The sequence below is a fragment of the Thalassospira sp. MIT121401 genome (genome assembly GCF_047125595.1).
Lineage (GTDB): Bacteria > Pseudomonadota > Alphaproteobacteria > Rhodospirillales > Thalassospiraceae > Thalassospira > Thalassospira povalilytica.
Genome location: NZ_CP138926.1, coordinates 4,519,739 through 4,544,076, shown reverse-complemented (window position 1 = coordinate 4,544,076; position 24,338 = coordinate 4,519,739). Strand labels below are relative to the sequence as shown.

The 24,338-nt window shown below is 55.0% G+C and carries 24 protein-coding genes and 1 pseudogene; 22 read left to right on the top strand and 3 right to left on the bottom strand.

Features of this window, described 5'->3' with window-relative positions; genetic code table 11:
* Positions 1-46 precede the first annotated feature (46 nt).
* The 5 genes and pseudogenes from SIB88_RS20830 to SIB88_RS20810 all read left to right on the top strand — a co-directional run bounded on the left by SIB88_RS20830 (position 47) and on the right by SIB88_RS20810 (position 4,108).
* Entirely contained in the window at positions 47-952 is a 906-nt protein-coding gene (locus SIB88_RS20830; protein ID WP_412558995.1) for a nucleoid-associated protein, read from the top strand.
* Positions 871-1,128 (top strand): annotated as a pseudogene (locus SIB88_RS20825) (ATP-binding protein); the annotation flags it as partial. The gene SIB88_RS20830 and the pseudogene SIB88_RS20825, both read left to right, overlap by 82 nt.
* 627 nt (positions 1,129-1,755) lie before the next feature.
* Positions 1,756-2,010 (top strand): type II toxin-antitoxin system prevent-host-death family antitoxin, encoded by a 255-nt coding sequence (locus SIB88_RS20820; protein WP_412558994.1) that lies wholly within the window; start codon positions 1,756-1,758, stop codon positions 2,008-2,010.
* A 40-nt stretch (positions 2,011-2,050) separates the two neighbouring features.
* The gene (locus SIB88_RS20815; protein ID WP_412558993.1) at positions 2,051-2,446 is read left to right on the top strand and encodes a growth inhibitor PemK; all 396 of its coding nucleotides are present in this window, start codon (positions 2,051-2,053) and stop codon (positions 2,444-2,446) included.
* A gap of 12 nt (positions 2,447-2,458) precedes the next feature.
* Complete coding sequence (locus tag SIB88_RS20810) at positions 2,459-4,108, top strand: recombinase family protein (RefSeq protein ID WP_412558992.1); 1,650 nt, start codon at positions 2,459-2,461, stop codon at positions 4,106-4,108.
* Positions 4,109-4,275: 167 nt separating this feature from the next.
* Here the strand turns inward: SIB88_RS20810 and SIB88_RS20805 are convergent, their stop codons facing one another.
* Entirely contained in the window at positions 4,276-5,016 is a 741-nt protein-coding gene (locus SIB88_RS20805) for a GntR family transcriptional regulator (RefSeq protein ID WP_412558991.1), read from the bottom strand.
* A 322-nt stretch (positions 5,017-5,338) separates the two neighbouring features.
* Here SIB88_RS20805 and SIB88_RS20800 point away from each other — a divergent pair, with 322 nt between their 5' ends.
* From SIB88_RS20800 to SIB88_RS20770, 7 genes are all read left to right on the top strand, one after another.
* Positions 5,339-6,580 (top strand): branched-chain amino acid ABC transporter substrate-binding protein, encoded by a 1,242-nt coding sequence (locus SIB88_RS20800; protein WP_068519995.1) that lies wholly within the window; start codon positions 5,339-5,341, stop codon positions 6,578-6,580.
* 74 nt (positions 6,581-6,654) lie between these two features.
* Entirely contained in the window at positions 6,655-7,596 is a 942-nt protein-coding gene (locus SIB88_RS20795; RefSeq protein WP_228196014.1) for a branched-chain amino acid ABC transporter permease, read from the top strand.
* Complete coding sequence (locus SIB88_RS20790; RefSeq protein WP_412558990.1) at positions 7,596-8,879, top strand: branched-chain amino acid ABC transporter permease; 1,284 nt, start codon at positions 7,596-7,598, stop codon at positions 8,877-8,879. The genes SIB88_RS20795 and SIB88_RS20790 overlap by 1 nt, the downstream gene beginning before the upstream one ends.
* Positions 8,876-9,646, top strand: a complete 771-nt coding sequence (locus SIB88_RS20785) for an ABC transporter ATP-binding protein (protein WP_114114114.1) — start codon at positions 8,876-8,878, stop codon at positions 9,644-9,646. Before SIB88_RS20790 ends, SIB88_RS20785 begins: the two co-directional genes overlap by 4 nt.
* Positions 9,643-10,353, top strand: a complete 711-nt coding sequence (locus SIB88_RS20780) for an ABC transporter ATP-binding protein (protein WP_068519990.1) — start codon at positions 9,643-9,645, stop codon at positions 10,351-10,353. Before SIB88_RS20785 ends, SIB88_RS20780 begins: the two co-directional genes overlap by 4 nt.
* Before the next feature lie 44 nt (positions 10,354-10,397).
* Complete coding sequence (locus SIB88_RS20775; protein WP_412558989.1) at positions 10,398-11,180, top strand: SDR family oxidoreductase; 783 nt, start codon at positions 10,398-10,400, stop codon at positions 11,178-11,180.
* A 23-nt stretch (positions 11,181-11,203) separates the two neighbouring features.
* Positions 11,204-12,139, top strand: a complete 936-nt coding sequence (locus SIB88_RS20770) for a 3-keto-5-aminohexanoate cleavage protein (RefSeq protein ID WP_114114112.1) — start codon at positions 11,204-11,206, stop codon at positions 12,137-12,139.
* Between the two features lie 109 nt (positions 12,140-12,248).
* Here the strand turns inward: SIB88_RS20770 and SIB88_RS20765 are convergent, their stop codons facing one another.
* A complete protein-coding gene (locus SIB88_RS20765; protein ID WP_412558988.1) occupies positions 12,249-13,187 on the bottom strand; it encodes a 3-hydroxyacyl-CoA dehydrogenase NAD-binding domain-containing protein in 939 nt (312 codons plus the stop codon).
* A gap of 347 nt (positions 13,188-13,534) precedes the next feature.
* On the opposite strand from SIB88_RS20765, the gene SIB88_RS20760 reads away from it, so the two are divergent.
* From SIB88_RS20760 to SIB88_RS20745, 4 genes are all read left to right on the top strand, one after another.
* Positions 13,535-14,467: an L-lactate dehydrogenase gene (locus tag SIB88_RS20760; protein ID WP_412558987.1), complete on the top strand. Its 933-nt coding sequence runs from the start codon at positions 13,535-13,537 to the stop codon at positions 14,465-14,467.
* 72 nt (positions 14,468-14,539) lie between these two features.
* Positions 14,540-15,484 carry an alpha/beta hydrolase gene (locus tag SIB88_RS20755; RefSeq protein WP_412558986.1) on the top strand — a complete coding sequence of 315 codons (945 nt, stop codon included), beginning with the start codon at positions 14,540-14,542 and terminating at the stop codon, positions 15,482-15,484.
* 312 nt (positions 15,485-15,796) lie between these two features.
* The gene (locus SIB88_RS20750; protein WP_412558985.1) at positions 15,797-16,210 is read left to right on the top strand and encodes a universal stress protein; all 414 of its coding nucleotides are present in this window, start codon (positions 15,797-15,799) and stop codon (positions 16,208-16,210) included.
* Between the two features lie 66 nt (positions 16,211-16,276).
* The gene (locus tag SIB88_RS20745; protein ID WP_114114108.1) at positions 16,277-17,947 is read left to right on the top strand and encodes a BCCT family transporter; all 1,671 of its coding nucleotides are present in this window, start codon (positions 16,277-16,279) and stop codon (positions 17,945-17,947) included.
* 96 nt (positions 17,948-18,043) lie between these two features.
* On the opposite strand, the gene SIB88_RS20740 is transcribed toward SIB88_RS20745, so the two are convergent.
* Positions 18,044-18,505, bottom strand: coding sequence for an META domain-containing protein (locus SIB88_RS20740; RefSeq protein WP_412558984.1), 462 nt, complete (start codon positions 18,503-18,505; stop codon positions 18,044-18,046).
* 215 nt (positions 18,506-18,720) lie between these two features.
* Between SIB88_RS20740 and SIB88_RS20735 the strand changes: the two genes are divergently transcribed.
* From SIB88_RS20735 to SIB88_RS20710, 6 genes are all read left to right on the top strand, one after another.
* Positions 18,721-19,716: an Ldh family oxidoreductase gene (locus SIB88_RS20735; RefSeq protein ID WP_412558983.1), complete on the top strand. Its 996-nt coding sequence runs from the start codon at positions 18,721-18,723 to the stop codon at positions 19,714-19,716.
* 298 nt (positions 19,717-20,014) lie between these two features.
* The gene (gene phnC / locus SIB88_RS20730; protein ID WP_068519971.1) at positions 20,015-20,860 is read left to right on the top strand and encodes a phosphonate ABC transporter ATP-binding protein; all 846 of its coding nucleotides are present in this window, start codon (positions 20,015-20,017) and stop codon (positions 20,858-20,860) included.
* Between the two features lie 68 nt (positions 20,861-20,928).
* Positions 20,929-21,945, top strand: a complete 1,017-nt coding sequence (gene phnD / locus SIB88_RS20725) for a phosphonate ABC transporter substrate-binding protein (RefSeq protein WP_068519969.1) — start codon at positions 20,929-20,931, stop codon at positions 21,943-21,945.
* Between the two features lie 66 nt (positions 21,946-22,011).
* On the top strand, positions 22,012-22,827 hold the full coding sequence (gene phnE, locus SIB88_RS20720; RefSeq protein WP_412558982.1) for a phosphonate ABC transporter, permease protein PhnE: 816 nt from the start codon (positions 22,012-22,014) through the stop codon (positions 22,825-22,827).
* Positions 22,828-22,831: 4 nt separating this feature from the next.
* Positions 22,832-23,479: a chloramphenicol acetyltransferase gene (locus SIB88_RS20715; protein ID WP_412558981.1), complete on the top strand. Its 648-nt coding sequence runs from the start codon at positions 22,832-22,834 to the stop codon at positions 23,477-23,479.
* 136 nt (positions 23,480-23,615) lie between these two features.
* Positions 23,616-24,314, top strand: a complete 699-nt coding sequence (locus SIB88_RS20710) for a DUF1045 domain-containing protein (RefSeq protein WP_412558980.1) — start codon at positions 23,616-23,618, stop codon at positions 24,312-24,314.
* The last annotated feature ends 24 nt before the right edge of the window (positions 24,315-24,338 follow it).

The window sequence follows — 24,338 nt, the reverse complement described above, 5'->3', positions numbered from 1 at the left end:
ACTAGCTAGCTTGAAATGGTCACGATGTCACAGTCCGCGACTGTACATGGGTGATAGCACGTGCGCCGGCAGCAAGTCCGGTGCTGGCTCCCGAGCCGCAACAAGTTGGGCCAGTGGCTGTTGGGCCACCGCATTGAGGCTCCTGCTGGTCTACCAGGGCAGGGGGAAAGGGGCGTACTGCGACTTTCGCGTGTGGCAAAAATCAGTCATCATCCTGTGGAACCGCAAAAATGGGGGGAATATGGGGCTCCTGGATAATGATATCGTTGATCGATTGCGCATCAGACGCATGATTTTCCATGTAGTCGGACCCGCGGAGGATGACCTCGTTCTAATGGACGAGGTTGATGTCTCCGGTTTCGAAGCATTCTTCCTTGCTCGAATCCGTGAAACGAACATTGGCAATCGCTTCGAGTTCATCGGGCCAGATCAAGGTGTCAGGCGCTCGCTGGGCTCCATGAATGCGGACCCTGACCGCTTTGTTCAAAGTTCGAAAGAAGTGGCCGAGTCATTCCACATCAATCACAGAGCGACATCCTCACGTGGGGCTTTCATCATCGCGGAACTCACCGGTGCAGGGGCACCAGCGTTTGCGCTCATAAAATTCGATGACCAGACAGTACTCAGTTTTCGGCAAGAACAAACCGCAGATGGTGGTATGCGGGCAGTCGTATCCTCCGTTGACAATACGTTTATCGAGGATCGAAAGGCCATGCAGAAATCGGCGCTTGTTTGCCTGACTGATGACGGCGGAAGCCTCGCGGTATTCGATCGCGCCAATCAGCGGAATATCACTGACTACTTTAAGGCGTTCTTGGGTGTGCGTCGGCTCTGGACGCCTAAGGAGGCGACCACGCGTCTAAAGAGGGCGCCCGCCTCGACTTCGTCGTTCTGGACGAACTGGGCTATCTCCCGTTCGCCCAGTCCGGCGGCCAACTCCTGTTCCACCTGATCAGCCGTCTGTACGAGCGCACGTCCGTCATCGTCACCACCAATCTCGCCTTCGGCGAATGGCCGAGCGTCTTCGGTGACGCCAAGATGACCACTGCACTGCTCGATCGCCTCACCCATCACTGTGAAATCGTCGAGACAGGCAACGAGAGCTGGCGCTTCAAAAACCGCGCCTGAACCCACCCAAGCCGAAACAGAGGTGGGCCTGACACGCCTGCACCACCCGAAAGCTCCGGCGCGTCAGGCCCACCTCACCCAACCGCCAGAGGGGTCCCTTTTCCACGCCGATAGGGGGGCCCTTTTCCATGCCGGTTGACAGCCTCGGGGGGGAGATCATAGGGACTGCACATTGGACCTCGTGTCGAGAGCTGATTTATTTCCGCTTCCAGGCGATTTCCTACGCCCTAATTCGCTTTTCAAAGAGTCATACGAGGAGCGCGTAGGAGAGCGCATATAAAGGCAGTTTTGGATTCTGCCATTCTGGTGGATCCCTTGTTGGGCGAACCGATCAATTGGTCCCCTTGGAAGGGATGCGCCATGAAGAGGAGCGATCGCCAATCGGAGTCCAGGGCGCCGGCCAACGACAACGGCCGGGCGGGGGACGAGTCCCTCGATCCTCGTATCTGCCGGATAGCCGAGGCCATCGGCCGGCATCTGGCACGAGAGCATGCCAAGCTTCTCCTGCCGGTCAATGACAACGAGCCGCGAGATGAGTGACACGGCCGGGTTTGAGCGATCGAGCTTGACATTTCTTGTATTATACGGAGAATACAGATGATCAGACATTTGCATGCTGAGGATACTATGGCGCAAACCACCGCGATGGAATTTCAGCGCAAGTTCGGCGAATACCAACATCAGGCCCAGCGTGAGCCCGTCGAGATCACCCGCCATGGCCGGCGTGAACTAGTCCTGATGTCGGCGGACCACTATGACTGGCTGGTGGCGGCGGCGCGCCGGACCGGTCGGACGACGGAGGCACCGGAGGTTGTCGTGGACGCCGTGCGCCGGGCCGAGATGGACCCGGAACATGCCCCGCTCGACGACCTCATGAAGTGAGGCGGGTCCGGTGGCCCTCCCGGAGCCGAAACCCGGTCTGGTGATCCGCTACGACTATCTCTGGTCCCGTGAAGCCGCCGCTGGCCGCGATCAGGGAAAGGAGCGTCCAGCCTGCCTGGTGGCAGCGAGCGACTCCAGTCTCCGCCCAAGGTTCGTGGTCATTCTGCCGATCACGCACGCGCCGCCGGGCGACGATACGGCCGGCATCGAGATACCGGCGAGGGTGGGGCAGGCGCTCGGGCTGGACGAGGCGCCGAGCTGGGTGGTCGTATCGGAATACAACGTCGATGAATGGCCGAACGGCGGCCTCGCTCCGTTGCCCGGTCGCCCCGACGTGTTCAGTTACGGCTTCATCCCGCCGCGCCTCTTCGCGCGGGTGAAAGACAAATTCCTTGAGTTGAGCGGGCAGCGCCAGAGCAGTGGCGTCCGCCGATAGAGGGGATTGAGGATGATCAAGGTTGCGCTCTACGCCCGCTACTCCTCCGACAATCAGAGCGTCACCTCGATTGACGACCAGCTCCGCGTTTGCCGTGACTACGCCACGCGAGAGAAGTGGCGCGTCGTCGACACCTACCAGGATGCAGCCATCTCGGGCGCCAGCGTGACCTTGCGGCCTGGCATGCAGGCGCTGCTCCAGGACGCCAGGCAAGGGAAGTTCGACCTCGTGCTGGCCGAGGCGCTCGACCGCATCTCCCGTGATCAGGCCGATATCGCAACTTTATTCAAGCACCTGCGCTTTGCCGGCGTGCAGATCGTCACCCTGGCCGAAGGCGAAATCTCGGAGCTGCACGTCGGCCTGAAAGGCACGATGAACGCGCTATTCCTGAAAGACCTCGCGGCCAAGACCCATCGCGGTCTCCAGGGGCGCGTCGAGAACGGCAAGGCGGGTGGGGGACTCTGCTACGGCTATGACGTCGTCAAGCGCACCAACAGCGACGGCGAGCCGCTTCGCGGCGAGCGCGCGATCAACGAGGCCGAGGCACGGATCGTCCAGCGCATCTTCCGCGAATTCGCGGCCGGCCGAAGCCCGCGGGGGATCGCGGCTGACCTGAATCACGAAGGGATACCTGGTCCACTCGGCCGCGCCTGGGGTGATACGACGATCAGGGGGCATGTCTCCCGGGGCACCGGCATTCTCAACAACGAGCTCTACGTCGGCGTGCTGGTCTGGAATCGGCAGCGCTACGTCAAGGATCCGAGCACCGGGCGGCGCGTCTCTCGACCGAACCCCGAGTCCGAATGGATCAGGACAGATGTCCCGGAACTGCGCATCGTGGATGACGCGCTCTGGCAAGCGGTGAAAAATCGGCAGGCCGAGCTTGCGAAGCAGTTCGAGCCAACGACCATCGGCGTGCGGGAAGCGCGGGCGAAACGCATCCACAGTTTGCGCCGTCCGGCCTTCCTGTTGTCCGGCCTGCTGACGTGCGGTTGCTGCGGCGGCAAGTACGGGATCATCGCGCGGGACCGTTATGGCTGCCTGAACCACTACCGGCGCAGTACCTGCGACAACAACCGTACGGTGGCTCGGCAGGTGATCGAGCGACGGGCTCTGGCGGGTCTGCAGGACAAGCTGGTTTCGGCCGATGCCGTGGCCCGGGCGGTGCGCGCCTATGTGGAGCAGACCAACCGGCAGAACCAGGAGCGCCGTGCCCAGGCGGTGGTCGACCGCCAAGCTCTCGAGAAGATCGAGCGCGCGATCCAGGGCATCATGCGGGCCATTGAGGACGGTATGTACCAGCCTTCCATGAAAGCGCGGATGGAGGAACTGGAGCGGGAGAAGGCCGAGATCACGGCACGCCTCACCGAGGCGCCAGCCGACATGCCGAACGTGCACCCGAGTGTCGCCAAACTGTACCGCGCGCAAGTCGTCCAGCTGACGGGCGCTCTGGCAAGCCCCGAAACGCATGCCGAGGCGGCTGCGGATGTTCGCTCTTTGATCGGCGAGGTGGTGATCACTCCAGGCGAGGGCAGGGGCGAGTTTACAGCCGTTTTACGCGGCGAATTGCTTGGGATTCTGGGCTTGGTTGCCGAGGAGAAAAGCTCTCCAGCACCCGAAGCTTTAACAAACGCGGCTGCGGGCCCCCGCAACCAACATTAAATAAGCTCGCCCCAACAAGGGCGGGCTTTTTTAATGTTCGATTGTCGGGTGCATGCGGACTGGAACATCGCAAACAGGCCAAGGCCTGTTTGCACAAGGTTCTTTGCGAAGGTCAAAGGCCAGAGCTGAGCGAGCAATGCGAGCGCTAATCCTGGCCAAAAATCAGATCAATCCGCCCCGGAAACATCAGCCTCATTGCCATCTGCAAGCTTGTAGAAACGCCGGATGGCCAGATGTGAGGAGCGGATATCAAGATTGACCGACCAGCGGGCCGCGGCACGGTCGCGTTGGGCGACGGCATCGATGACATTGCTGTGGATCTTGACGCCATGGGTGAACACGCGTTCGAACAGCGAAGTATCCTTGCGTGCGGAGGCGACAATCGGGCCGGTGCGCAGCCAGAGCGTGGAAATCAGGTCAAGAAGCTGGCTATAGCCGCTGGCGCGGTATAGTTCGAAATGGAAGGCCTGATTGCCGGTCAGGGCCGCGTCATAATCATCAACCTGCAATGCTTCTTTGATCTGGTCATTATGGCGACGCAGGGCGTCGAGCAGTTTCGGGTTTTTGGGGCCACTGGCGGCGCGTTCGGCAGCGTAACCTTCGAGCTGCATGCGGATGCGAATATATGCTTCATGTTCGGAGGCATGATAGGGCGCAACGCGAAGGGTGCGCGGTCCGGACTGTTCGATGGCACGTTCGGCGATCAGGCGCGCGATCGCTTCGCGGACCGGCATGGCGCTGGTGCCCAGCATATTGGCAAGAGCGCGGATGGAAACCTGTTCGCCAGGCAGGAACTCGCCCCGGAGCAGGCCCAGTCGCAGGCTTTGATAAACCCGTTCCTGAACGGTAGAGACATCAACCGGGGCCAGCATCGGTTTGGAATTCTTTGTCAGGTCGAAGGTATTCACGTACTCGGTGCCTCAAGAAGGTGAAGAAACGTTGGACCTGGTGGCAAAACATTTCACCAATGGTCACAAGTTACGCCAAATCAGGTGATTACAGGAGTACTGCCTATGGCATTCTACGTCCAGTGTGTTGGCCATGGCAATGTGCACCGGGTGAGAAAAGGTCTTCGAAATTAAAGTGTGATCACATATCTAATATCTTTACTCAGTCAAATTCTTGTGTCTATACTGCCGTCAATGCCGAACCAAGACGTTGGAATAACTGACGCAGCGCGGCAGACCAAGTACACAAACAAGTGTTATCTGGGAGGAAAACTTGAATCGTATGACAAAATTTGCGTTCGGTGCCGCGATGGCGCTGGGCGCGGGTACCCTTGGTGCCGCTACGTCGCAGGCAGAGCCCCTTAAAATCGGGATTATTGAAAGTCTGTCAGGGTCGCAAACCTCGACCGGGCGTCTTTATGCGCGCGCTGTAAAATACGGTGTTGATCGTATCAATGCAGCTGGCGGATTTAACGGTGAACCCGTTCAGGTGACGGAATATGACAATGCCGGCGGCGCGTCCGAAGCGGCGGACAAATTCCGTCAGGCTGTTGCGGACGGCGTAAATATTATCATTCAGGGTGCATCATCGGCAATTGCCGGCCAATTGACCGAAGATGTTCGCAAACACAATTTGCGCAATCCCGGCAAGGAAATGATCTTTATGAACCTTGGCGGTGAAGCCATGGAGCTTACCGGCGACAAGTGTCAGTTCTATCATTTCCGCTTTACCACGACCGCACCGATGCGCATTACCGCCCTGGTCAATGCCATGAAAAAGTCGGATGCACTGGGCAGCAAGGCCTATGCCATCAACCAGAACTATTCCTGGGGCAAGGATGTGCAGGCCGCTGTTGAGGCCGCCGCATCCGAGGGTGGATACGAGGTTGTTGGCGAAGTCTTGCATGATGTGAACAAGATCCAGGATTTTGCACCGTTCGTTGCACGCATCAAATCGGCCGAGCCGGACACCGTCTTTACCGGTAACTGGTCCAATGACCTGTTGTTGCTGATGAAGGCGACCGGTGATGCGGGTCTTGATGTGACCTTTGCGACAACCTTCCTTGATCAGCCGGGCAACATCGCCAATGCCGGTCAGACGGCACTGGGTCACTATATCGCCAACAACTATGACAATGCGGCGACCCCGACCAACGAATTCCCGGAAGCCTACAAGGCAGCCACGGGAGCCTATCCGATCTTTGTCGAAGGTCATTCGACCTTTGCCCTGGGCCAGCTTCAGGAAGCTTTGTCCACGCTTGATTTCAAGGGCGGCGACATCAATGTCACCGACATCGCGCTGGCACTGGAAAACAGTGTTTACCAGTCGCCGCTTGGACCGATTTCGGTACGCAAGGAAGATCACCAGACCATTCGTCCGGTGGTGGTTTCCAAAGTGGTCAAGGGCGCAAAATATCCGGCCGACGGCACGGATATGGGCTTTGAGACAGTCGAGGTAATTCCCGGCGAAAAGGCGATCTATCCGGTGCAGGACAGCTGCCAGATGAAGCGCCCGAACGCGTAATCCCGACGCCTTCATGACCCGGCCTTCATCGTGTTGTGCCGGGTCTTTTCTGCCTCTTTTAGTCCGGAAGTCTCATGGAATTCGCGATTATCTCCACGTTGAACGGCGTGACCTATGGCTTGTTGCTGTTTATGGTCTCGGCCGGGTTGACGCTTATTTTCGGCATGATGGGTGTGCTGAACTTCGCCCATGCCTCGTTTTACATGCTCGGTGCCTATGTCGCCTATGCGGTGTCTTCGATCTTCGGTTTCTGGACCGGCATTCTGGTCGCACCGGTTGTGGTCGGGCTTGTTGGTATGGCGGTCGAGCGGTTTTTACTGCCGCGGGTACATGCCCACGGACATGCGCACGAGCTTTTGCTGACCTTTGGTCTGGCGCTGATTATTGAAGAGCTGATCAAGCTGTTTTTCGGCGATTTCCCGGTCAATTACCAGATGCCCGAAGCATTGCGGTTTTCCGCCTTTGAGATTTTCGGCACCGGATATCCATTCTATCGCATGTTCATTGGTGCGGTTGCGGTCATCATGTTTACGGTGCTGTGGCTTCTGCTGACGCGGACACGTACCGGTATTGTCGTGCGCGCAGCTGAACGGTTGCCGCAAATGGCCGAGGCACTGGGCCACAACATTCCGATTGTGTTCATGTTCGTTTTCGGAACCGGGGCCGCCCTTGCCGGGCTGGCTGGTGCTGTTGCCGGTGCCTTTTATCCGACCAACCCGAATATGGGTATCGAACTTGGCGTTATCGTCTTTGTCGTTGTGGTTGTTGGTGGCCTTGGATCTCTTAAAGGGTCGCTGGTGGCGTCGCTTCTGATTGGCCTGTTTTCGTCTTTTGCTGTCGGTCTTGATTGGTCAATTGCCAGCATGTTTGACGTGGTCGGGCTTGGCGACTGGGCGCGATCGGTGGGCGGTCTTTTGACGCTTGAGCTGTCTTCGGTAAGCGCAACCATTCCCTTTGCACTGATGTTGATCGTCCTGCTGGTACGTCCGGCCGGCCTGATGGGTGAACGGAATTAATGATGACATCCATTCAAAAAATTCTTCTGGCGCTGCTGCTGGTTCTGTTGATCGCGGTACCGCCATTTCTCGGACTTGGTTGGCAGAATGCGCTGATCAATGTCCTGATTTCCAGTCTGTTTGCCCTTGCCTTCAATCTGCTGAACGGTCAGGCGGGACTTCTGTCCTTTGGTCATGCGGCCTATTTCGGGGTTGGTGCCTTTGCTGCATTGCATCTGATGATCGCGGTAGAAGACGGTCTATTCTTTCCAACGCCGCTTTTGCCGCTGGCTGGGGGGCTGGCCGGGCTCGTGGTTGGGGTGGTCGCCGGGTATTTTTCGACCATGCGGTCGGGCGTGTATTTCGCGCTGGTGACCCTGGCAATAGCCGAACTGTTTCATTCGCTGGCCCCGCATCTCGAAGGGACGTTTGGCGGTGAAGCAGGCGTGTCGTCGATGCGGATGCCCTGGATGGGGTTCGGGTTTGGCACGATCATCGAAGTCTATTATCTGACCCTTGGCTGGGTGGTGCTGTGCGGGTTGGCACTTTGGGCCTATACCAGAACGCCTTTCGGGCGTTTGACGCTTGCACTGCGTGACAATGAGCAGCGCGTCAAGTTTCTGGGCTATAACGCCCATTACGCCAAGGTGATCGTCTTTGCGGTTTCGGCCATGATGACCGGTGTTGCCGGTGCGCTTCTGGCGATTTCCAACGAGACAGCAAACTATTCGCTGTTTTCGGGATCGGTATCCGCACAGGTGGTCTTGCAGACCTTTGTCGGTGGATCGACCGTGTTCTTTGGTCCGGTGATTGGCGCAACGGTCTTTACCCTGTTTTCCTTCCTGATTTCGGATCTGACCCGGTCCTGGCTGTTTTACCAGGGACTGATTTTCGTTCTGGTGATGTTGTATGCACCAACAGGTATTGGCGGGGTGATTGATCACCATATCCGCAATCGTCGCCAGCTCGATCTGGCAAAGATTGGCGGTCCGTATCTTGTGGCCTTGGGCGGCGGCATTCTGATTGCGGCAGGGACTGTCTTTTTGACCGAAAGTGCCGAAGTTCTGTTCGGTCAGGACTATGCAATGGCCCGCGACGGGGCATCGGGTGGCTTCCCGGCCTATGACCTGTTTGGTCTGTCCTGGAGCCCGCTTAACCCGGTGACGTGGCTTGTGCCGCTTGTGTTGCTGTGCGGGGGTGTCTTCATCCTGATCCGGGCCCGTCGCGTGATTGACCGGCTTTGGGCACGCAAGGATGAGGCGACGACTGCTGATATGACCGTCGGTGCAGGAGGCAAAGAATGAATGAGATAACGTCACAGACGCCTGCGTTGCAGCTTTCGGATGTCAGCAAGTCATTTGGGCCGATCGATGTTTTGCAGGGATTGAACCTTGATATTCGTCCGGGCGAACGACATGCAGTGATCGGACCCAACGGGGCGGGAAAGTCGACCTTGTTTAACCTGATTTCCGGGATGTTTGCGCCGTCATCGGGCGATATCCGGCTTGAAGGAAACAGCATTGGCGGTCTTTCACCGCACTTGATCAATCGCGCCGGATTGGCACGATCATTCCAGATCACCAACATTTTTCATCGCATGACCGTGTTTGAAAATCTGCGGATCGGGGTCATGGCCCGCCATCAGGTGCGCTATGGACTGTTTCGGTCGGCAGCGGGGATGCGTCGGGTCAATGACGAAACTGCCGATGTTCTGAACCGGGTCGGGCTTGAAGCACGTGCGCAAAGCATGGCCGGGGACCTGACATATTCCGAGCAGCGCGCACTTGAAATCGGCATGACGCTTACGACCGGTGCCGATGTCATTTTGCTTGATGAACCGACTGCGGGCATGTCGCGCGAAGAAACGGCAAAAGCCGCAGAGCTGATCCGCAAGGTGACCGAAGGCAAGACGCTTTTGATGGTTGAACATGACATGAGCGTCGTCTTCAGCCTGTGTGACCGGGTTTCGGTGCTGGTATATGGCCGCATTCTTGCGACCGATACCCCCGAACGCATCAGTGCCAATCGTGAAGTCCAGGAAGCCTATCTTGGTCAGGAGGGGGCGAAATGAGCTTGCTCGAAGTCAAAGGGCTGCATGCCCACTATGGAAAAAGCCACATCCTGCACGGCATCGATATGGAAATCGGTGAATCCAGTATTGTCTCCTTGCTGGGACGCAACGGGTCGGGTCGATCAACCCTGTTAAAGGCAATGATGGGACTGGTACCGCCAAGTGCGGGAACCGTGACCCTTGACGGGCAATCGATTGCGGGCAAGCGCCCTTATGACATTTGCCGAAAGGGGATCGGATATGTTCCCGAGGAACGGCTGGTTTTCCCCAATTTGACGGTTGAGGAAAATCTGATTATGGGCGGGCAAAAAGGCGCGCCTGGTGCGCATCAATGGACGATCGAGGAAATGTATGACTATTTCCCGCGTCTGCGCGAACGTCGGGGCATTCGGGCCGGATATTTATCCGGTGGCGAGCAGCAAATGCTGACCATTTGCCGCTCGTTACTGGGCAATCCGCGGCTTCTTTTGATTGATGAACCGACCGAGGGACTGGCGCCACGGATTGTCGATGTCGTGATGGAAGTGATCCTTGATATCGGGCGTCGCGGCGTTGCTGTGGTCCTGGTCGAGCAGAAGCTGACCATCGCATTGAAAGTTGCCCAGCAGGTCATGGTCATGGGCCATGGCGAACTGGTTTATCGCGGGACTCCCGAACAGCTTGAAGAAACACCCGAAGTGCGGCGCAACTGGCTTGAAGTTGCCTGATGGCCGGGCCGTGGGCGTAAATCATGAATAGGTCGAAAATGAATATGATTGAACGAACCCGACCGCGGTCGGGCCTTCGGGTTCTGGTGACAGCGGGGGCGTCAGGGATTGGCAAGGCGATTGCCTGTGCCTTTCGCGAAGCCGGTGCCAAGGTTCTGATTTGTGACATTGACGAAGATGCCCTTGGCACATTTGCCAAAGACTTTCCCGATGTGCTGACTCGCGTGACCGATGTTTCGGACGAAACACAGGTTGATCAGTTGCTCGCCATGGCATCCGAACAGCTCGGCGGGCTTGATGTCCTGGTTAATAATGCGGGCATTTCCGGTCCGACCGGTGCCATTGACGAGCTTTCTGTCGAAGAAATCCGTCGCACCCTTGATATCGATCTGATGAGCCAGTTTTTGGTTCTGCGCCGGGCCTTGCCATTGCTGCGCGCCAATGAGGCCGGAACGATCATCAATATCTCATCGGTGGCCGGGCGGCTTGGATATGCGCTTCGCACCCCCTATGCCGCAGCGAAATGGGGAATTGTCGGACTGACGCAAAGTCTGGCCAAGGAAGCCGGTCCCGATGGCATCAGCGTCAATGCCATATTGCCCGGTGTGGTTCGGGGCGCGCGCATTGAAAACGTGATCCGGTCCCGCGCTGAATCCCTTGGCATCAGTTACGCGGAAATGGAAGCGCAATACCTGTCACAGGTCTCGTTGCGCCGCATGGTCGAGCCGGAAGATGTGGCCGGTATGGCGCTGTTCCTGTCGTCCCCGGCGGGGGCAAATATCTCCGGGCAGGCCATCAGTGTCTGCGGCAATGTCGAAACCATCTGAGCGGATCAAAAAGGAAAAACAACATGGCTAAAACGTCACGCAAGGTCATCGTCACCTGTGCCATTACCGGTGGTATTCATACGCCCAGCATGTCTCCACATTTGCCTGTGACCCCGGACCAGATCGCCGAACAGGCCATCGAGGCCGCCGAAGCCGGGGCGGCGATCCTGCACCTTCATGCCCGTGATCCTGAAAACGGCCGTCCGACCCAGGACCCGGACATGTTTGCCCGTTTCCTGCCGCGGCTGAAACAATCCACAAATGCGGTTTTGAACCTGACAACCGGTGGCAGTCCTGCGATGCAGGTCCAGGAACGTTTGCAGCCTGCGCTTAAATTTGCGCCGGAAGTTGCGTCCTTGAATATGGGGTCGATGAATTTCGGGTTGTTCCCGATGCTTGATCGGTTCCAGAAATTCGAACATGACTGGGAACCGGCATATCTAGAAAATTCCCGAGATATCGTGTTCCGCAACACCTTCAAGGATATTGAATATATTCTCGAAGCCTGTTCTGGGAACGGTACGCGGTTCGAATTTGAATGCTATGATACCAGCCACCTTTATAACCTTGCGCATTTCCGTGACCGCGGATTGGTCAAGGGGCCGTTATTTGTTCAGACAGTGTTTGGCATTCTTGGCGGTATCGGCACGCATCCCGAAGATGTTGCGCATATGAAGCGCACAGCAGATCGCCTGTTTGGTGACGATTATGTCTGGTCGGTGCTTGGCGCAGGACGCCATCAATTGCCGATCACGACAATGGCGGCTTCGATGGGGGGCAATGTCCGTGTCGGGCTTGAAGATTCCCTTTGGAATGGCCCGGGTCAGCTTGCAAAGTCCAACGCGTCACAGGTTCTGCGCATTCGACAGGTTCTCGAAGGTCTTGGTCTTGAAATCGCAACCCCGGACGAAGCACGCGCCATGCTGTCGCTTAAAGGCGGTGATCAGGTCAATTTCTAGGGCGGATACACCAGATATGGCTTGTCATGTCTGACCGGTTCCAAAGTAAAAACGGCACAGTGTATTTGACACTGTGCCGTTTTTTTTGCGGGTGATTTTTATCCCGACATCAATCGGAAACGGGTGATTTTTTGACCGCCAGTATCTTGCGCAACCGGGCATCACGTTCCCGAATAACGGTGGAAATTGATTTGTCGGCATAGGAGTCCTCAACCGCGGCGGTTACCCGATCCTGAAGATCTTTTTGTGGTGTCGGATTGCCCAGATCAGCCCAAAGTTTTTCCTGCATCGGGGCAAACATGTCCCAAAATCCCTGCATGCCCTTGTCTCCGCCGGCCAGCCGATAGGTCATAAATGGCCCCATCAATGCCCAACGCGGTCCGGGCCCTTCGGTCACGGCGCGGTCAATGTCTTCGGCCGATGCGATGCCATGATCAAGCATATGAATGGCTTCGCGGAAAATTGCGGCCTGCAACCGGTTGGCAATGTGGCCATATATTTCTTTTTCCAGCCAAACCGGCGTTTTCCCAAGACCAGCATAAAATGCTTCTGCCTGTTCCAGCGCCCGTTGACCCGTTTTTTCCCCGCCGGCCAGTTCGACCAACGGTACAAGATGGGGCGGGTTGAACGGATGGCCAAGAACGACGCGTTCGGGATGTGCGCAGGCCGATTGCATATCGGTCACCGAAATGGCCGATGAACTTGACGCGATGATGGCATCTTTGGATGTCGCGGCATCGATGCGGCGCATCAATTCGATCTTTGCATCCAGTCGTTCAATCGCATTTTCCTGAATAAATCCGCTGCCTGCGCAAGCATCATCAAGGTCGGTTGAAAAACGCAAATTGCCGCGCTGTTTTTTGGCCAGAACTGTCTCGGGAAGTGTTGGCCAGAACCGGTCGATTGCGGTATTCAGATCATGTTCTGCGCCGTCGCGAATATCGGTTGCGACAACATCAAAACCATGTGCCAAAAAAAGACAGGTCCAGCTTGCGCCAATGATGCCTGTTCCGACAACAGTCACCTGGCGGATGTCCGAATTACCCAAAATTTCCTCCCGTTATTTGATGTGCCGATCATGACAGGTTGGTCCGGTGTATGTTGTTGTTTTTAATCACCTATTGGCGGTAATTTTTCCCCGGAAATCATGATGCGCGCATGCGGCCTTATATTGTTGAAATTCTACCGTAAACCGGGTGCGATTGGAATGGTTTAGTCCGGGCTAAGTGATTGAAATTTCGATTTAGAATTGCGTTCTGGACCGCAATCGATCCTGTGGTTTTTTCATCTGCAAAATAGGGATGTTTTGTTGCGCAACATTTATCCTTTTTGACCGCTTCACTCGCCGGTGGCATCATTGATGTGAAGACGGGGTTTGATGCGGGAGATTAAGTGATGAAGGTCGGGATTGTCGGGGCCGGAATGGTTGGAAGTTCAGCGGGCTATGCGCTTGCGGTTATGGGACTTGCCAGTTCGGTTGTCCTGGTTGATCAGAACCATGATCTTGCCGTCGCCCAGGCAGAAGACATTGCCCATGCTGTTCCGTTCATGTCCTCAACAATTGTGGAGGCGGCCGACTATGACGGGCTTGCCGGGGCGCGGGTTGTTATTCTTGCGGCCGGGGTCAGTCAGAAGCCCGGTGAAACCAGACTTGCCTTGTTGGAGCGCAATGCCGCAGTTTTCAAGGAGGTTGTGGGTAATGTCCTTGCCGTTGCGCCCGATGCGATCCTTCTGATTGCGTCCAATCCGGTCGATATCATGGCCCAGATCACGCAGCGTATTTCCGGATTGCCGGCAAGTCGGGTTATTGGTTCCGGAACCATCCTTGATACGGCCCGGTTTAGAAGTTTGCTTGGCCGGCATCTGGGAATATCGCCACAATCGGTGCATGCCTATGTTCTTGGCGAGCATGGTGATAGCGAAGTTTTGGCCTGGTCCAATGCCCGGGTGGGGTCTTTGTCCCTGGCAGAAGTCGCCGCCCAGGTGGGATCGCCGATCACCCAGCATGTGCGTGCACGGATTGATGATGGTGTGCGCAATGCGGCCTATAAAATCATCAAGGGCAAAGGCGCAACCTATTACGGGATTGGTGCAGGACTGGCCCGGATTATCAAGGCCATTGCCCGTGATCAGCATGATGTCCTGACGGTTTCCTGTGTCATGGCCGAGATCGGGGATGTGCGCGATGTTGCCTTGTCGATTCCACGGGTGATCGGTGCGGACGGCGTATCGGAGGACCTGATGCCGGATCTTGCGGCAGAAGAACTCGAAGGTCTCGGCCGCAGTGCACAGCTTTTGAAGGATCGTGTGGAAAGCATTTCACTCTGATACGACAGAACCCTTTTAAAGGTCGGAAAACCGCGCTAGTTTTGAGGGGTCCCAACACGCAAAGGTTTCCAAATGTCGGATTCCGGCCCGGTTTCATTCGATATCAGTTATGACCCGATGCCCGAAGAAGAGGGCATCCGTGCTTTCATTGCCAAATGCGACAGCCTTTATCCACCTGATGCGGTTGCCGCCGGGATCGAGCAACAGCGCGTCTGGTATGATGTGTTATGTTCGTATTTTGGGCGTGCGCGTCCGGATGGCATGCACATTCAGGACGATGTTATCGGAACGGTTCCGGTGCGCCATTACCGTCCGGAAACCCTTGGTACGCCGCACAGAATTCTTTACATGCATGGTGGCGGGTTCGTGGTTGGATCATGTGACAGCCATGATGCAATCTGTGCCGATATTGCAGAAAGTGCGCAGGCAGAACTAACCGCAATCGATTACCGGTTGGCACCCGAATATATCTGGCCTGCACAGCATGAAGACTGTCACACCGTGATGCACAGTTTGCTGATGGCGGGGAAAAAGATCGTTCTGGTGGGTGACAGTGCGGGCGGCATGTTGGCGACCGGATTGGCATTAAGGGCCAGGGATGATGGATTTGGGGATCGTATTCTTGGTCAGGTTCTTATTTATCCGGCACTTGGCGGGGATCTTAACTGGCCAAGTTACGGCCAAATGGCCAGCGCCCCGGGTTTAAGCACCGATGATGTCATTTATTACCGCGATGTTTTGAAAGCGCCGATGGATGATCCGGTGGCGCATGCCTTGTCCGTGGATGATCTTCGCGGGTTGCCCCCGACCTATATAACATCAGCCTATTTTGATCCGTTACGTGATGACGGACGTGAATATACCGCGCGCCTGGCGCGGGCAGGCATTTGGGTTCAATACCGCGAAGAACCACAAATGATCCATGGCTGGCTCCGTGCCAGATATATGAGCCCCGGGGCCAAGGACGGCTTTGCCCATGTGTGTCAGGCCATCACCCGTATGGTCAATCAGGATTGACTGCACGCTGTTATGCTCCGTGATCCGCGTAGCCCTGCACTCTGATATTTTCCGCCATTTCGATGATGTTATTGTCGGATCATAAATAATAAATCTTAACCGCTGTAAGCGGCGTAAATCACTTATGGTTATTGTAGTGTTGATGCAAAATCATTGTGTTCTTTTAATTCGTGATTTGAATATCAAATATCTTTGATTTTTTCCGGTTCTGCCCATTTTTGATTTGTATTCAATGACCTGTTATCATCTCTGAACTTTGATTTCGACCGAAGGATTGGCACGTATATTTGCGTGCACACAACGGAGGAATGAATGTATCAGAAGATGCTTGTGCCGGTGGATCTGGCCCATATCGACAAAATGGAAAAGGCCATTCAAACGGCCATCGATTTGGCAACACATTACAAATCCGAACTTTGTTTCCTTGCGGTTGGGACAAATACCCCGTCTTCGGTGGCGCACAGCCCCAAAGAGTTCGAACAGAAATTGTCGGATTTCGCACGGGAAACAGCCGGCAAATCCGGGTTGAAAGTCTCTGCGGATGCGGAAATTGCCCATGATCTGGCAACAGATCTGAGCAAGATTTTGGTGCGCAAAGCCGATGAGCTTGGCGCCGATGTGATTGTTATGGCGTCGCATATTCCCGGCATTGCCGACCATATTTTTTCATCTCATGGCGGATATGTTGCATCACACGCGGATCAATCCGTGTTCCTGGTGCGTTAAACAATCACGCCTTTGAGTAAAGACGGCTAGGGGTAGCTGTTTAATCACGAAGCTAGGGAGTTTGAAATGGGGTCAGAAGCTGATACGGGCATTGAAAGCCCGGATGGTGCAGCGAACCCGATCGAGACCGATTATGAAATCGGTCAGGACAATATCCAGACAGAGATCGGACCGTTTGGTCTTGATGTGCACAACCCGGTCTTCATGATTTCCGGGTTGTCGATTGTTGCTTTTGTATTTTTGACACTGGCCTTTCAGGAAAGTGTCGGGCCGATGTTCAATGACCTGCGTGGCTGGTTGACCTCGACCTTTGACTGGTTCTTCCTGTCTGCGGCCAACATTTTTGTTATTTTGTGTCTGTTTCTGATTGTGTCGCCGCTTGGACGGGTCCGTCTTGGCGGCGCAGATGCGACACCCGATTATTCCTATTCGGGTTGGTTTGCGATGCTGTTTGCAGCTGGTATGGGCATCGGTTTGATGTTCTATGGCGTATCAGAGCCAATTTCGCATTTCTCGTCCTCGATCGGGGGCACTGCATTCGGCGATGACGGCATGCGTACGGACTGGGCACCTTTGGGTGCGGCGGTCGGTGATGCCGATGCGGCGTTTGATCTTGGAATGGCGGCAACCATTTTCCACTGGGGACTTCATCCGTGGGCAATTTACGCGACGGTCGCGCTGGCCTTGGCGCTGTTTTCCTTTAACAAGGGCCTGCCTTTGACAATGCGCTCGGTGTTCTATCCGATCTTTGGCGAACGTGTGTGGGGTTGGACCGGTCATGTTATTGATATTCTAGCAGTATTTGCCACCCTGTTCGGGCTTGCGACGTCCCTTGGTTTTGGCGCTGAACAGGCCAATGCCGGACTTGATTTCCTGTTCGGGATTTCAGTGACCGACGGATCGAAGGTCTTTCTGATCATTGCCATTACCGGTGTGGCGCTGATCTCGGTTCTGGCCGGGCTTGATGCCGGGGTCAAACGTCTGTCGGAAATCAATATGGTACTGGCGGCCTTGCTGTTGCTGTTTGTGGTTCTGGTTGGTCCGACCATGGATATCATCAAGGGGTTCTTTACGTCTCTTGTTGCCTATGTCGAATATCTTCCGGCCCTGTCCAACCCGGTTGGTCGTGCTGATACCAACTTCAGCCAGGGATGGACGTCATTCTATTGGGCATGGTGGATTTCCTGGTCACCGTTTGTTGGCATGTTCATCGCGCGTGTTTCGCGCGGGCGTACAGTGCGTGAATTCATCACCTGTGTTCTGATCATTCCGTCGCTTGTATGTGTCTTCTGGATGACCGCATTTGGCGGTACTGCCGTTCACATGGTCAGCGAAGGTGTAACTGCCATTGCCGAAGCCGGTCTTCCGATCAAGCTGTTCACAATGCTTGAACAATTGCCGATGCATGCGATCACGTCATTCTTGGGCATTATTCTGGTGATTGTTTTCTTTGTGACTTCATCGGATTCAGGATCGCTTGTGATCGATACGATCACTGCTGGCGGCAAGGTTGATGCACCGGTTCCCCAGCGTGTTTTCTGGTGCACTTTCGAAGGTCTGGTTGCGATCGCATTGCTGTTGGGTGGCGGGCTTGGCTCGTTGCAGGCGATGGCCGTATCAACCGGCTTCCCGTTTGCGATTGTGCTGTTATTGGCCTGCTTCTCGATCATTCAGGGGCTGCGTACCGAACCGGCAGCAGTCGGTCCGAAATCCGAAGCAACCAAAACCGACGACTGATTTCCGGTTTGAAAGCGATCGAAAACATCGCCGGAAACAACAAAAGGGCGCCGTTTGGCGCCCTTTTTATTTGCGTTCATCAAGCCGTTTATTGGCTTACGGGGCCTTGGTTGTAAACGTCATGATGGTTTTGCCATCCCGGTCAATCAGAACCAGTTGGTCATTGCCAAGTTTCCAGTGCGTGACCTGTGTTGTCGCATTGTTAAAAGCTGCCTCGATCGCCATCGCGCCATTAAGACACATCTTGCGGGTCGCGCCGAGTGGCGAAAATGTCAGTTGATTGCCATCCTGATCATAGGTGCCAAAATAACTGTTGCAGCCCGAAGACCCGTTAACCTTTCCATCCTCTGAAAAGACAGCACTGGGTTGCATTGGCGATGTCGGTGTAAATGTAAATGTCTGTCCGCCATCGGACAGCATGGTTAGGTGCCAGTCCTTGCCCGTGACATTTTTCCAGGCACCCCCGGTATTCATCTGTCCGGTCGTATTGCATGCAGACAAAAGCAGCGCGCCTGTCATCGCGACGGCGGAAAACATGATCGGTTTTGTGGTGCGCATGTCACTATCCCTGTGTTGGGTGAGGCTGATGATGAAACGTATCGAAAGTTTAAGGCAGGATTTTAGCACAACTTCAGATGTTTGCGCCGACAGGCCATATGATGTGCAGTGCAAGAAAACGGTAAAACACCTTTGCCTGTTGACCGGGCATCGGCTTATTGTAACAGCAATCCCGCCCATGGCGTTTTCCGCTGTTACCCAAGGTCAGATCCATCATGAAAATTTCCCTGTCAGATGCTCATACGCTTGTTTGCGATGCTTTGATGCGTTGCAATGTCAGCCGGAACAATGCAGCATCCGTTGCGACCGCGCTGGTTGCCGCAGAAGCATCCGGACAGGGTGGTCACGGTTTCCGGCGCGTTCCGGCCTATTCCGCACAGGCCCGCGCAGGAAAAGTCGATGGCAATGCTACGCCGCAAATGGAAAAGCCGGCACCGGGTGTCTTGCGGATTGATGCGCAATACGGGTTTGCTTATCCTGCGCTGGATTTGATGATGGATCATTTGCCTGACATGGTCCGCCAGCAGGGGATTGCTGTTGCATCAATTTTTAAATCCCATCATGCCGGTGTTATGGGATTGACGGTCGAACGCCTTGCAGAACAGGGCCTGGCGGCGATGATGTTTGCCAATGCCCCGGCGGCAATGGCGGCGTGGGGCGGTCGGCGCCCAATGTTCGGGACCAACCCGATTGCTTTTGGGGTTCCGGTCGGAAGTGCAGGCGATCCTGTGATCATTGACCTTGCTCTGTCGAAAGTCGCACGCGGAAAAATCATGGCGGCAAAGCAAAAGGGTGTCGAAATTCCCGATGATTGGGCATTTGACACGGACGGGAACCCGACAACCGATCCCGTCAAGGCACTGGATGGAACCATGGTCCCTGCTGGCGGCGTCAAGGGTGCAGCATTGGCAATGATGGTCGAACTTCTCGCGGCCGGTCTCACCGGGGCGCAATTCGGTCATCAGTCATCATCCCTGTTTGATGACAAGGGCAAGCCGCCTGCTTTGGGCCAAATGATCATTGCAATTGATCCGGCGTCGACGGGCGGGGCCGGTGTCATGGATCATCTTGCTGCGATTGCTAATGAAATTGCCGCCGAAGACGGTGTGCGTCTTCCGGGACGGCGCGGTAAATCAGCGCGCGCCATTGCTGAAATTGACGGCCTTGAAATCGAAGATGATGTGATTTCCGCAATCGAAGAAATCACGTAAAATAAATAACGATATATTTTGAATGAAAATCTGCGCAGGTCATGGTGCATGTGCAGGTTTTTTGTTTTGAGATATTCTGATTTATTTTTCTATTTTTACAAGATCATTTTAAATATGATTTATCTGCATCGATGTACTTTTGAAATTACTGAAAATATATTTGATGTATAGACGAGTTTGATTGTTGTTGGCGTAAACAGAGCGCCGTAATCATCGAACTGTAACATCAGTGTCACCGTAGAGTCGCCGTTCATGCGTAGCTTCGTCATCCAGCGAAACACATGCAGGCGATTTCTTGATGCTGGTTGTAGATATTTCTGGGCTGAACAAAAGCTTTACCCGTGACAAACGCGCACTGAAAAATGTGAAGTTACAGGTGCGGGAAGGCGAAATGGTTGCGCTTATCGGTGCTTCCGGTTCGGGAAAATCAACATTGATCCGCCATGTTGCCGGATTGCTGCGCGGTGATCGCGACGGTGGCAAGATCGTCGTGTTTGGCGAAACAATTCAGGAAAATGGCAAGATTTCGCGCGGCGCCCGCAAGGTGCGCGCAGAAATCGGTGTGGTTTTCCAGCAATTCAATCTGGTCAGCCGCCTGTCGGTTTTGACCAATGTGCTGATGGGGCTTTTGGGGCGCGTCCCGGCCTGGCGCGGATCACTTGGCCTGTTTACCAAATCCGAAAAAATGCGTGCCATGGCCGCATTGCATCGTGTCGGTATTGATGCGCATGCGACCAAAAAGGCCCGCAATCTTTCCGGCGGGCAGCAACAGCGCGCAGCAATTGCCCGGACCATCACCCAGGGTGCGCGTCTTATTCTTGCCGATGAGCCGATCGCGTCGCTTGATCCGGCATCCTCGCGCAAGGTGATGAATACCCTTGATCGTGTGAACCGTGAAGACAACGTGACCGTGATCGTGTCCCTTCATCAGGTTGACTACGCAAAAGACTATTGCAAACGCACCATCGCCATGCGCGATGGTGCTGTCGTATTTGACGGGCCCTCCACCCAGTTGACGCCGGAATTCCTGCGCGAATTGTACGGCGAATATTCTTCCGAGCTTTTTGCAGATGGTTCCGGGGATGAAACACGTCCCGCGATTGAGCCGGTTGCGAAAAAGGATCTGGCCATCGCGACAAGCTAGCCGGGTCACGTTTTGACTGCCTTACCTCATCGACACACGTCCAATTCATATTTGACAGGGGACTTCTTATGATCGCCAAGACAATTGCATCTGCAGCACTGGCTGCAACCTTGCTGGCATCGGGCATTGCTGCTGCTGATGTTGAGTACAAGCCGCTCGAACAGGATCCGGAAAAGCTGGTTTTCGGCTTCATCTCGACTGAGTCGAGCTCGAACCTCAAAGCCCAGTGGCAGCCGATGATCGACGACATGGAAAAAGCGCTCGGCAAGGAAATCGAGGCATTCTTTGCCCCGGACTATGCCGGCATCATCGAAGGCATGCGTTTTGGCAAGGTTCATGTTGGCTGGTTTGGCAACAAGTCGGCGATGGAAGCCGTTGACCGTGCTGGTGGTGAAGTTTTCGTTCAGACGTCCAAATCCGATGGTTCGAACGGATATTATTCCCACATCATCACCCAGGCAGATAACGACAAGCTCAATACCCTTGCCGACATGCTGAAATGTGATGGCTCGCTCAATTTCGGTATCGGTGATCCGAACTCGACCTCGGGCTTCCTGGTTCCGACCTATTACGTTTTTGCGCAGAACGGTGTTGATCCGAAGGATTGCTTCAAGACCGTTCGCAATGCGAACCACGAAACCAACCTGATGGCGACCGCCAACAAGCAGGTTGATGTTGCTGCCAACAATTCCGAGCAGCTCGCACGTACCGAAATGAACAAGCCGGAAATCACCGAAAAGGTCAAAGTGATCTGGACCTCGCCGCTGATCCCGTCTGACCCGATGGTTTACCGCAAGGACCTGTCGCGCGAACTGAAATCCGAAATCAAGGCCTTCTTCCTTGGATATGGCCGTATGGGCGATGTTGAAGGTGCCAACAAGGTTCTGGCAGGTATCCAGGACGGTATGGGTAAATTCATGGAAAGCTCGAACGCGCAGCTTTACCCGATCCGTCAGCTTGAACTTTATAAGAACAAGCTGAAAATCCAGAACACCGAAGAACTGTCAGCAGACGAAAAAGCAGCACGCGTTGCTGAAATCGACAAGAAACTGGCTGAACTCGAAATCCTCGTTTCCTACGAGTAATCGATCTTCCGACAGGGAGCGCACGGACCGTGTGCTCCCTGTTTGCATTTACCATCCGGGATTAACATGATGAATAGCAGCATTTCTTCCGCGTCATCTGTCGCAACGGAGCTTCCGCCAAGGGACCGGAAACGCTCGGCATCAAGCTTTTTGCTTTGGGCGGTCATTCTTGGTCTTCTGGCCATGTCGTGGGAAGGTGCGGATATGCGCCCGATGGCCCTGTTTGAAAACAGCGGCAATATGGTCGATTTCGCAGAAGGTTTCTTTCCGCCGGACTTCCTGATGTGGAAGACCTATGTCGAAGAAATGTGGATCACCATCCAGATCGCGATCTGGGGAACGGCGCTTTCAATCGTGTGTTCGATCCCGTTTGGCATTCTGTCCTCTGAAAATATCGTGCCGGTCTGGGTTTATCAGCCGGTTCGCCGTTTGATGGATTCCTTCCGTGCCATTAACGAAATGGTCTTTGCCATGCTGTTCGTTGTGGCGGTGGGGCTTGGTCCGTTTGCCGGTGTTCTTGCACTTTGGATCCACACCACAGGTGTTCTTGCCAAACTGTTTTCCGAGGCCGTCGAGGCGATTGATCCCGAACCGGTCGAAGGCATCCGCGCAACCGGGGCCAATGCACTTCAGGAAGTTATTTTTGGCGTAATCCCGCAAGTCCTGCCGCTTTGGATTTCCTATTCGCTTTACCGGTTTGAGTCCAACGTACGGTCGGCCACGGTCCTTGGTATCGTCGGTGCGGGCGGGATTGGCATGGTGCTTTGGGAATATATTCGCGGGTTCTATTACGCCGAAACCGCGGCCGTCATGATCATCATAATCATTTCGGTCAGCCTGCTGGATATGGTTTCCCAGCGTCTGCGCAAGTTGGTGACGTGATCAGATGACTTTTCAAATCACGCAGGCCAAACCGGCCATGAAGGCGCTTTCGGAATATCCGACCATTGATGCCACTGCGACGGTTGTTGATTGCGAAATGGGTGTCTGGACCGAGGTCGGTCCACGGACATCAATGCGCGAAACGAAAATGGGTGATTATTCCTATGTCGTGAATGACAGCGAGATCATCTATTCCGATATCGGAAAATTCGTGAATATCGCGGCCCATACCCGAATCAATCCCGGGCAACATCCGATGGACCGGGCATCCATGCATCACTTCCAGTATCGATCAAGCGCCTATGAGCTTGGCGATGATGATCCGGCCTTCTTTGACTGGCGTCGGGAAAAACGCGTGACACTTAAGCATGACGTCTGGATCGGTCATGGTGCGATCGTGCAGGGCGGGGTGACCATCGGCATTGGATCGGTTGTCGGTTCCGGTGCAGTGGTGACCAAGGATGTGCCGCCATACACCATTGTGACCGGCATTCCGGCAAGTCCCCTTCGTCCCCGGTTTGAAGCCGATATCATCGATGCCCTTTTGCGCATCCAATGGTGGGACTGGTCCCATGATATGTTGCGCGAACGGCTGGTTGATTTCCGAAGCCTTCCGGTACGTGATTTTTGCCTGAAATACGATACGGTTTGAACCGGTATTGATGTTTGATTTTGCGATGCGCCGAAGATGAGATTCTTCGGCGTTTTTCATCAAACGGGTGTTGCGCGTTGGCGCGACAATTCCCAAGATGAGGCTCGGTCCCACGGCATTCCGTCAAAGAGAAATCATGTCAGAATATCAACGCTATGCCCTTTATTATGCCCCGGCACCGCAAAGCGGCCTTGGGGCTTTTGGCAATGCCTGGCTGGGGCGCGATGCCGGAACCGGAAAGGATGTTGCGCGACCGGTTGTTGACGGGCTTGATGATGATGAAGTCGTTGCTGTCACCACATCACCCGCCCGTTATGGCTTTCATGGGACTTTAAAGCCGCCCTTCGCCCTGAATGACGGGCAAAGCAGAACCGACCTTGAAGCCGCGATCAAAGATGTTGCAGCACAAATCAAACCGGTCACTTGCGGTCCCCTTAAGTTAAAGGCAATCGGTCGGTTTCTGGCACTTGTGCCGACCGAACCGTTGGGCGACCTTGGCGCGCTTGCAGCATTGCTGGTGCGTGATCTTGATGATTTTCGCAAACCCGAAGACGAAGCGGCAATGAACAAGCGCCGCGCGGTGGGGCTTTCCGATCGTCAGGAAGCCAATTTGGTCAAATGGGGATATCCCTATGTGATGGAAGAATTCCGGTTCCATCTGACCCTGACCAACAAGCTTGAAGCCGATCAGGTTGCGCGCTTTGAAAAGGCATTGGTACCCGTTGTTGCGCCGCTTTGTACTGAACCGTTTGAAGTTACCGATATCTGCCTGTTCGGGGATCCGGGTGACGGCAAGCCATTCCGGTTTTTGCAAAGATTTTCCCTAAAGGGCTAAACAAAAATGCTGCAGCAAAAACTG

What these genes read in the sequence shown, in the direction of transcription:
- SIB88_RS20830 (WP_412558995.1), top strand. Translation starts at nt 47, where the DNA reads ATGGGTGATAGCACGTGCGCCGGCAGCAAGTCCGGTGCTGGCTCCCGA.
- SIB88_RS20820 (WP_412558994.1), top strand. Translation starts at nt 1,756, where the DNA reads ATGGCGCAAACCACCGCGATGGAATTTCAGCGCAAGTTCGGCGAATAC.
- SIB88_RS20810 (WP_412558992.1), top strand. Translation starts at nt 2,459, where the DNA reads ATGATCAAGGTTGCGCTCTACGCCCGCTACTCCTCCGACAATCAGAGC.
- SIB88_RS20800 (WP_068519995.1), top strand. Translation starts at nt 5,339, where the DNA reads ATGACAAAATTTGCGTTCGGTGCCGCGATGGCGCTGGGCGCGGGTACC.
- SIB88_RS20795 (WP_228196014.1), top strand. Translation starts at nt 6,655, where the DNA reads ATGGAATTCGCGATTATCTCCACGTTGAACGGCGTGACCTATGGCTTG.
- SIB88_RS20790 (WP_412558990.1), top strand. Translation starts at nt 7,596, where the DNA reads ATGATGACATCCATTCAAAAAATTCTTCTGGCGCTGCTGCTGGTTCTG.
- SIB88_RS20785 (WP_114114114.1), top strand. Translation starts at nt 8,876, where the DNA reads ATGAATGAGATAACGTCACAGACGCCTGCGTTGCAGCTTTCGGATGTC.
- SIB88_RS20780 (WP_068519990.1), top strand. Translation starts at nt 9,643, where the DNA reads ATGAGCTTGCTCGAAGTCAAAGGGCTGCATGCCCACTATGGAAAAAGC.
- SIB88_RS20775 (WP_412558989.1), top strand. Translation starts at nt 10,398, where the DNA reads ATGATTGAACGAACCCGACCGCGGTCGGGCCTTCGGGTTCTGGTGACA.
- SIB88_RS20770 (WP_114114112.1), top strand. Translation starts at nt 11,204, where the DNA reads ATGGCTAAAACGTCACGCAAGGTCATCGTCACCTGTGCCATTACCGGT.
- SIB88_RS20760 (WP_412558987.1), top strand. Translation starts at nt 13,535, where the DNA reads ATGAAGGTCGGGATTGTCGGGGCCGGAATGGTTGGAAGTTCAGCGGGC.
- SIB88_RS20755 (WP_412558986.1), top strand. Translation starts at nt 14,540, where the DNA reads ATGTCGGATTCCGGCCCGGTTTCATTCGATATCAGTTATGACCCGATG.
- SIB88_RS20750 (WP_412558985.1), top strand. Translation starts at nt 15,797, where the DNA reads ATGTATCAGAAGATGCTTGTGCCGGTGGATCTGGCCCATATCGACAAA.
- SIB88_RS20745 (WP_114114108.1), top strand. Translation starts at nt 16,277, where the DNA reads ATGGGGTCAGAAGCTGATACGGGCATTGAAAGCCCGGATGGTGCAGCG.
- SIB88_RS20740 (WP_412558984.1), bottom strand. Translation starts at nt 18,505, where the DNA reads ATGCGCACCACAAAACCGATCATGTTTTCCGCCGTCGCGATGACAGGC.
- SIB88_RS20735 (WP_412558983.1), top strand. Translation starts at nt 18,721, where the DNA reads ATGAAAATTTCCCTGTCAGATGCTCATACGCTTGTTTGCGATGCTTTG.
- phnC (WP_068519971.1), top strand. Translation starts at nt 20,015, where the DNA reads ATGCTGGTTGTAGATATTTCTGGGCTGAACAAAAGCTTTACCCGTGAC.
- phnD (WP_068519969.1), top strand. Translation starts at nt 20,929, where the DNA reads ATGATCGCCAAGACAATTGCATCTGCAGCACTGGCTGCAACCTTGCTG.
- phnE (WP_412558982.1), top strand. Translation starts at nt 22,012, where the DNA reads ATGATGAATAGCAGCATTTCTTCCGCGTCATCTGTCGCAACGGAGCTT.
- SIB88_RS20715 (WP_412558981.1), top strand. Translation starts at nt 22,832, where the DNA reads ATGACTTTTCAAATCACGCAGGCCAAACCGGCCATGAAGGCGCTTTCG.
- SIB88_RS20710 (WP_412558980.1), top strand. Translation starts at nt 23,616, where the DNA reads ATGTCAGAATATCAACGCTATGCCCTTTATTATGCCCCGGCACCGCAA.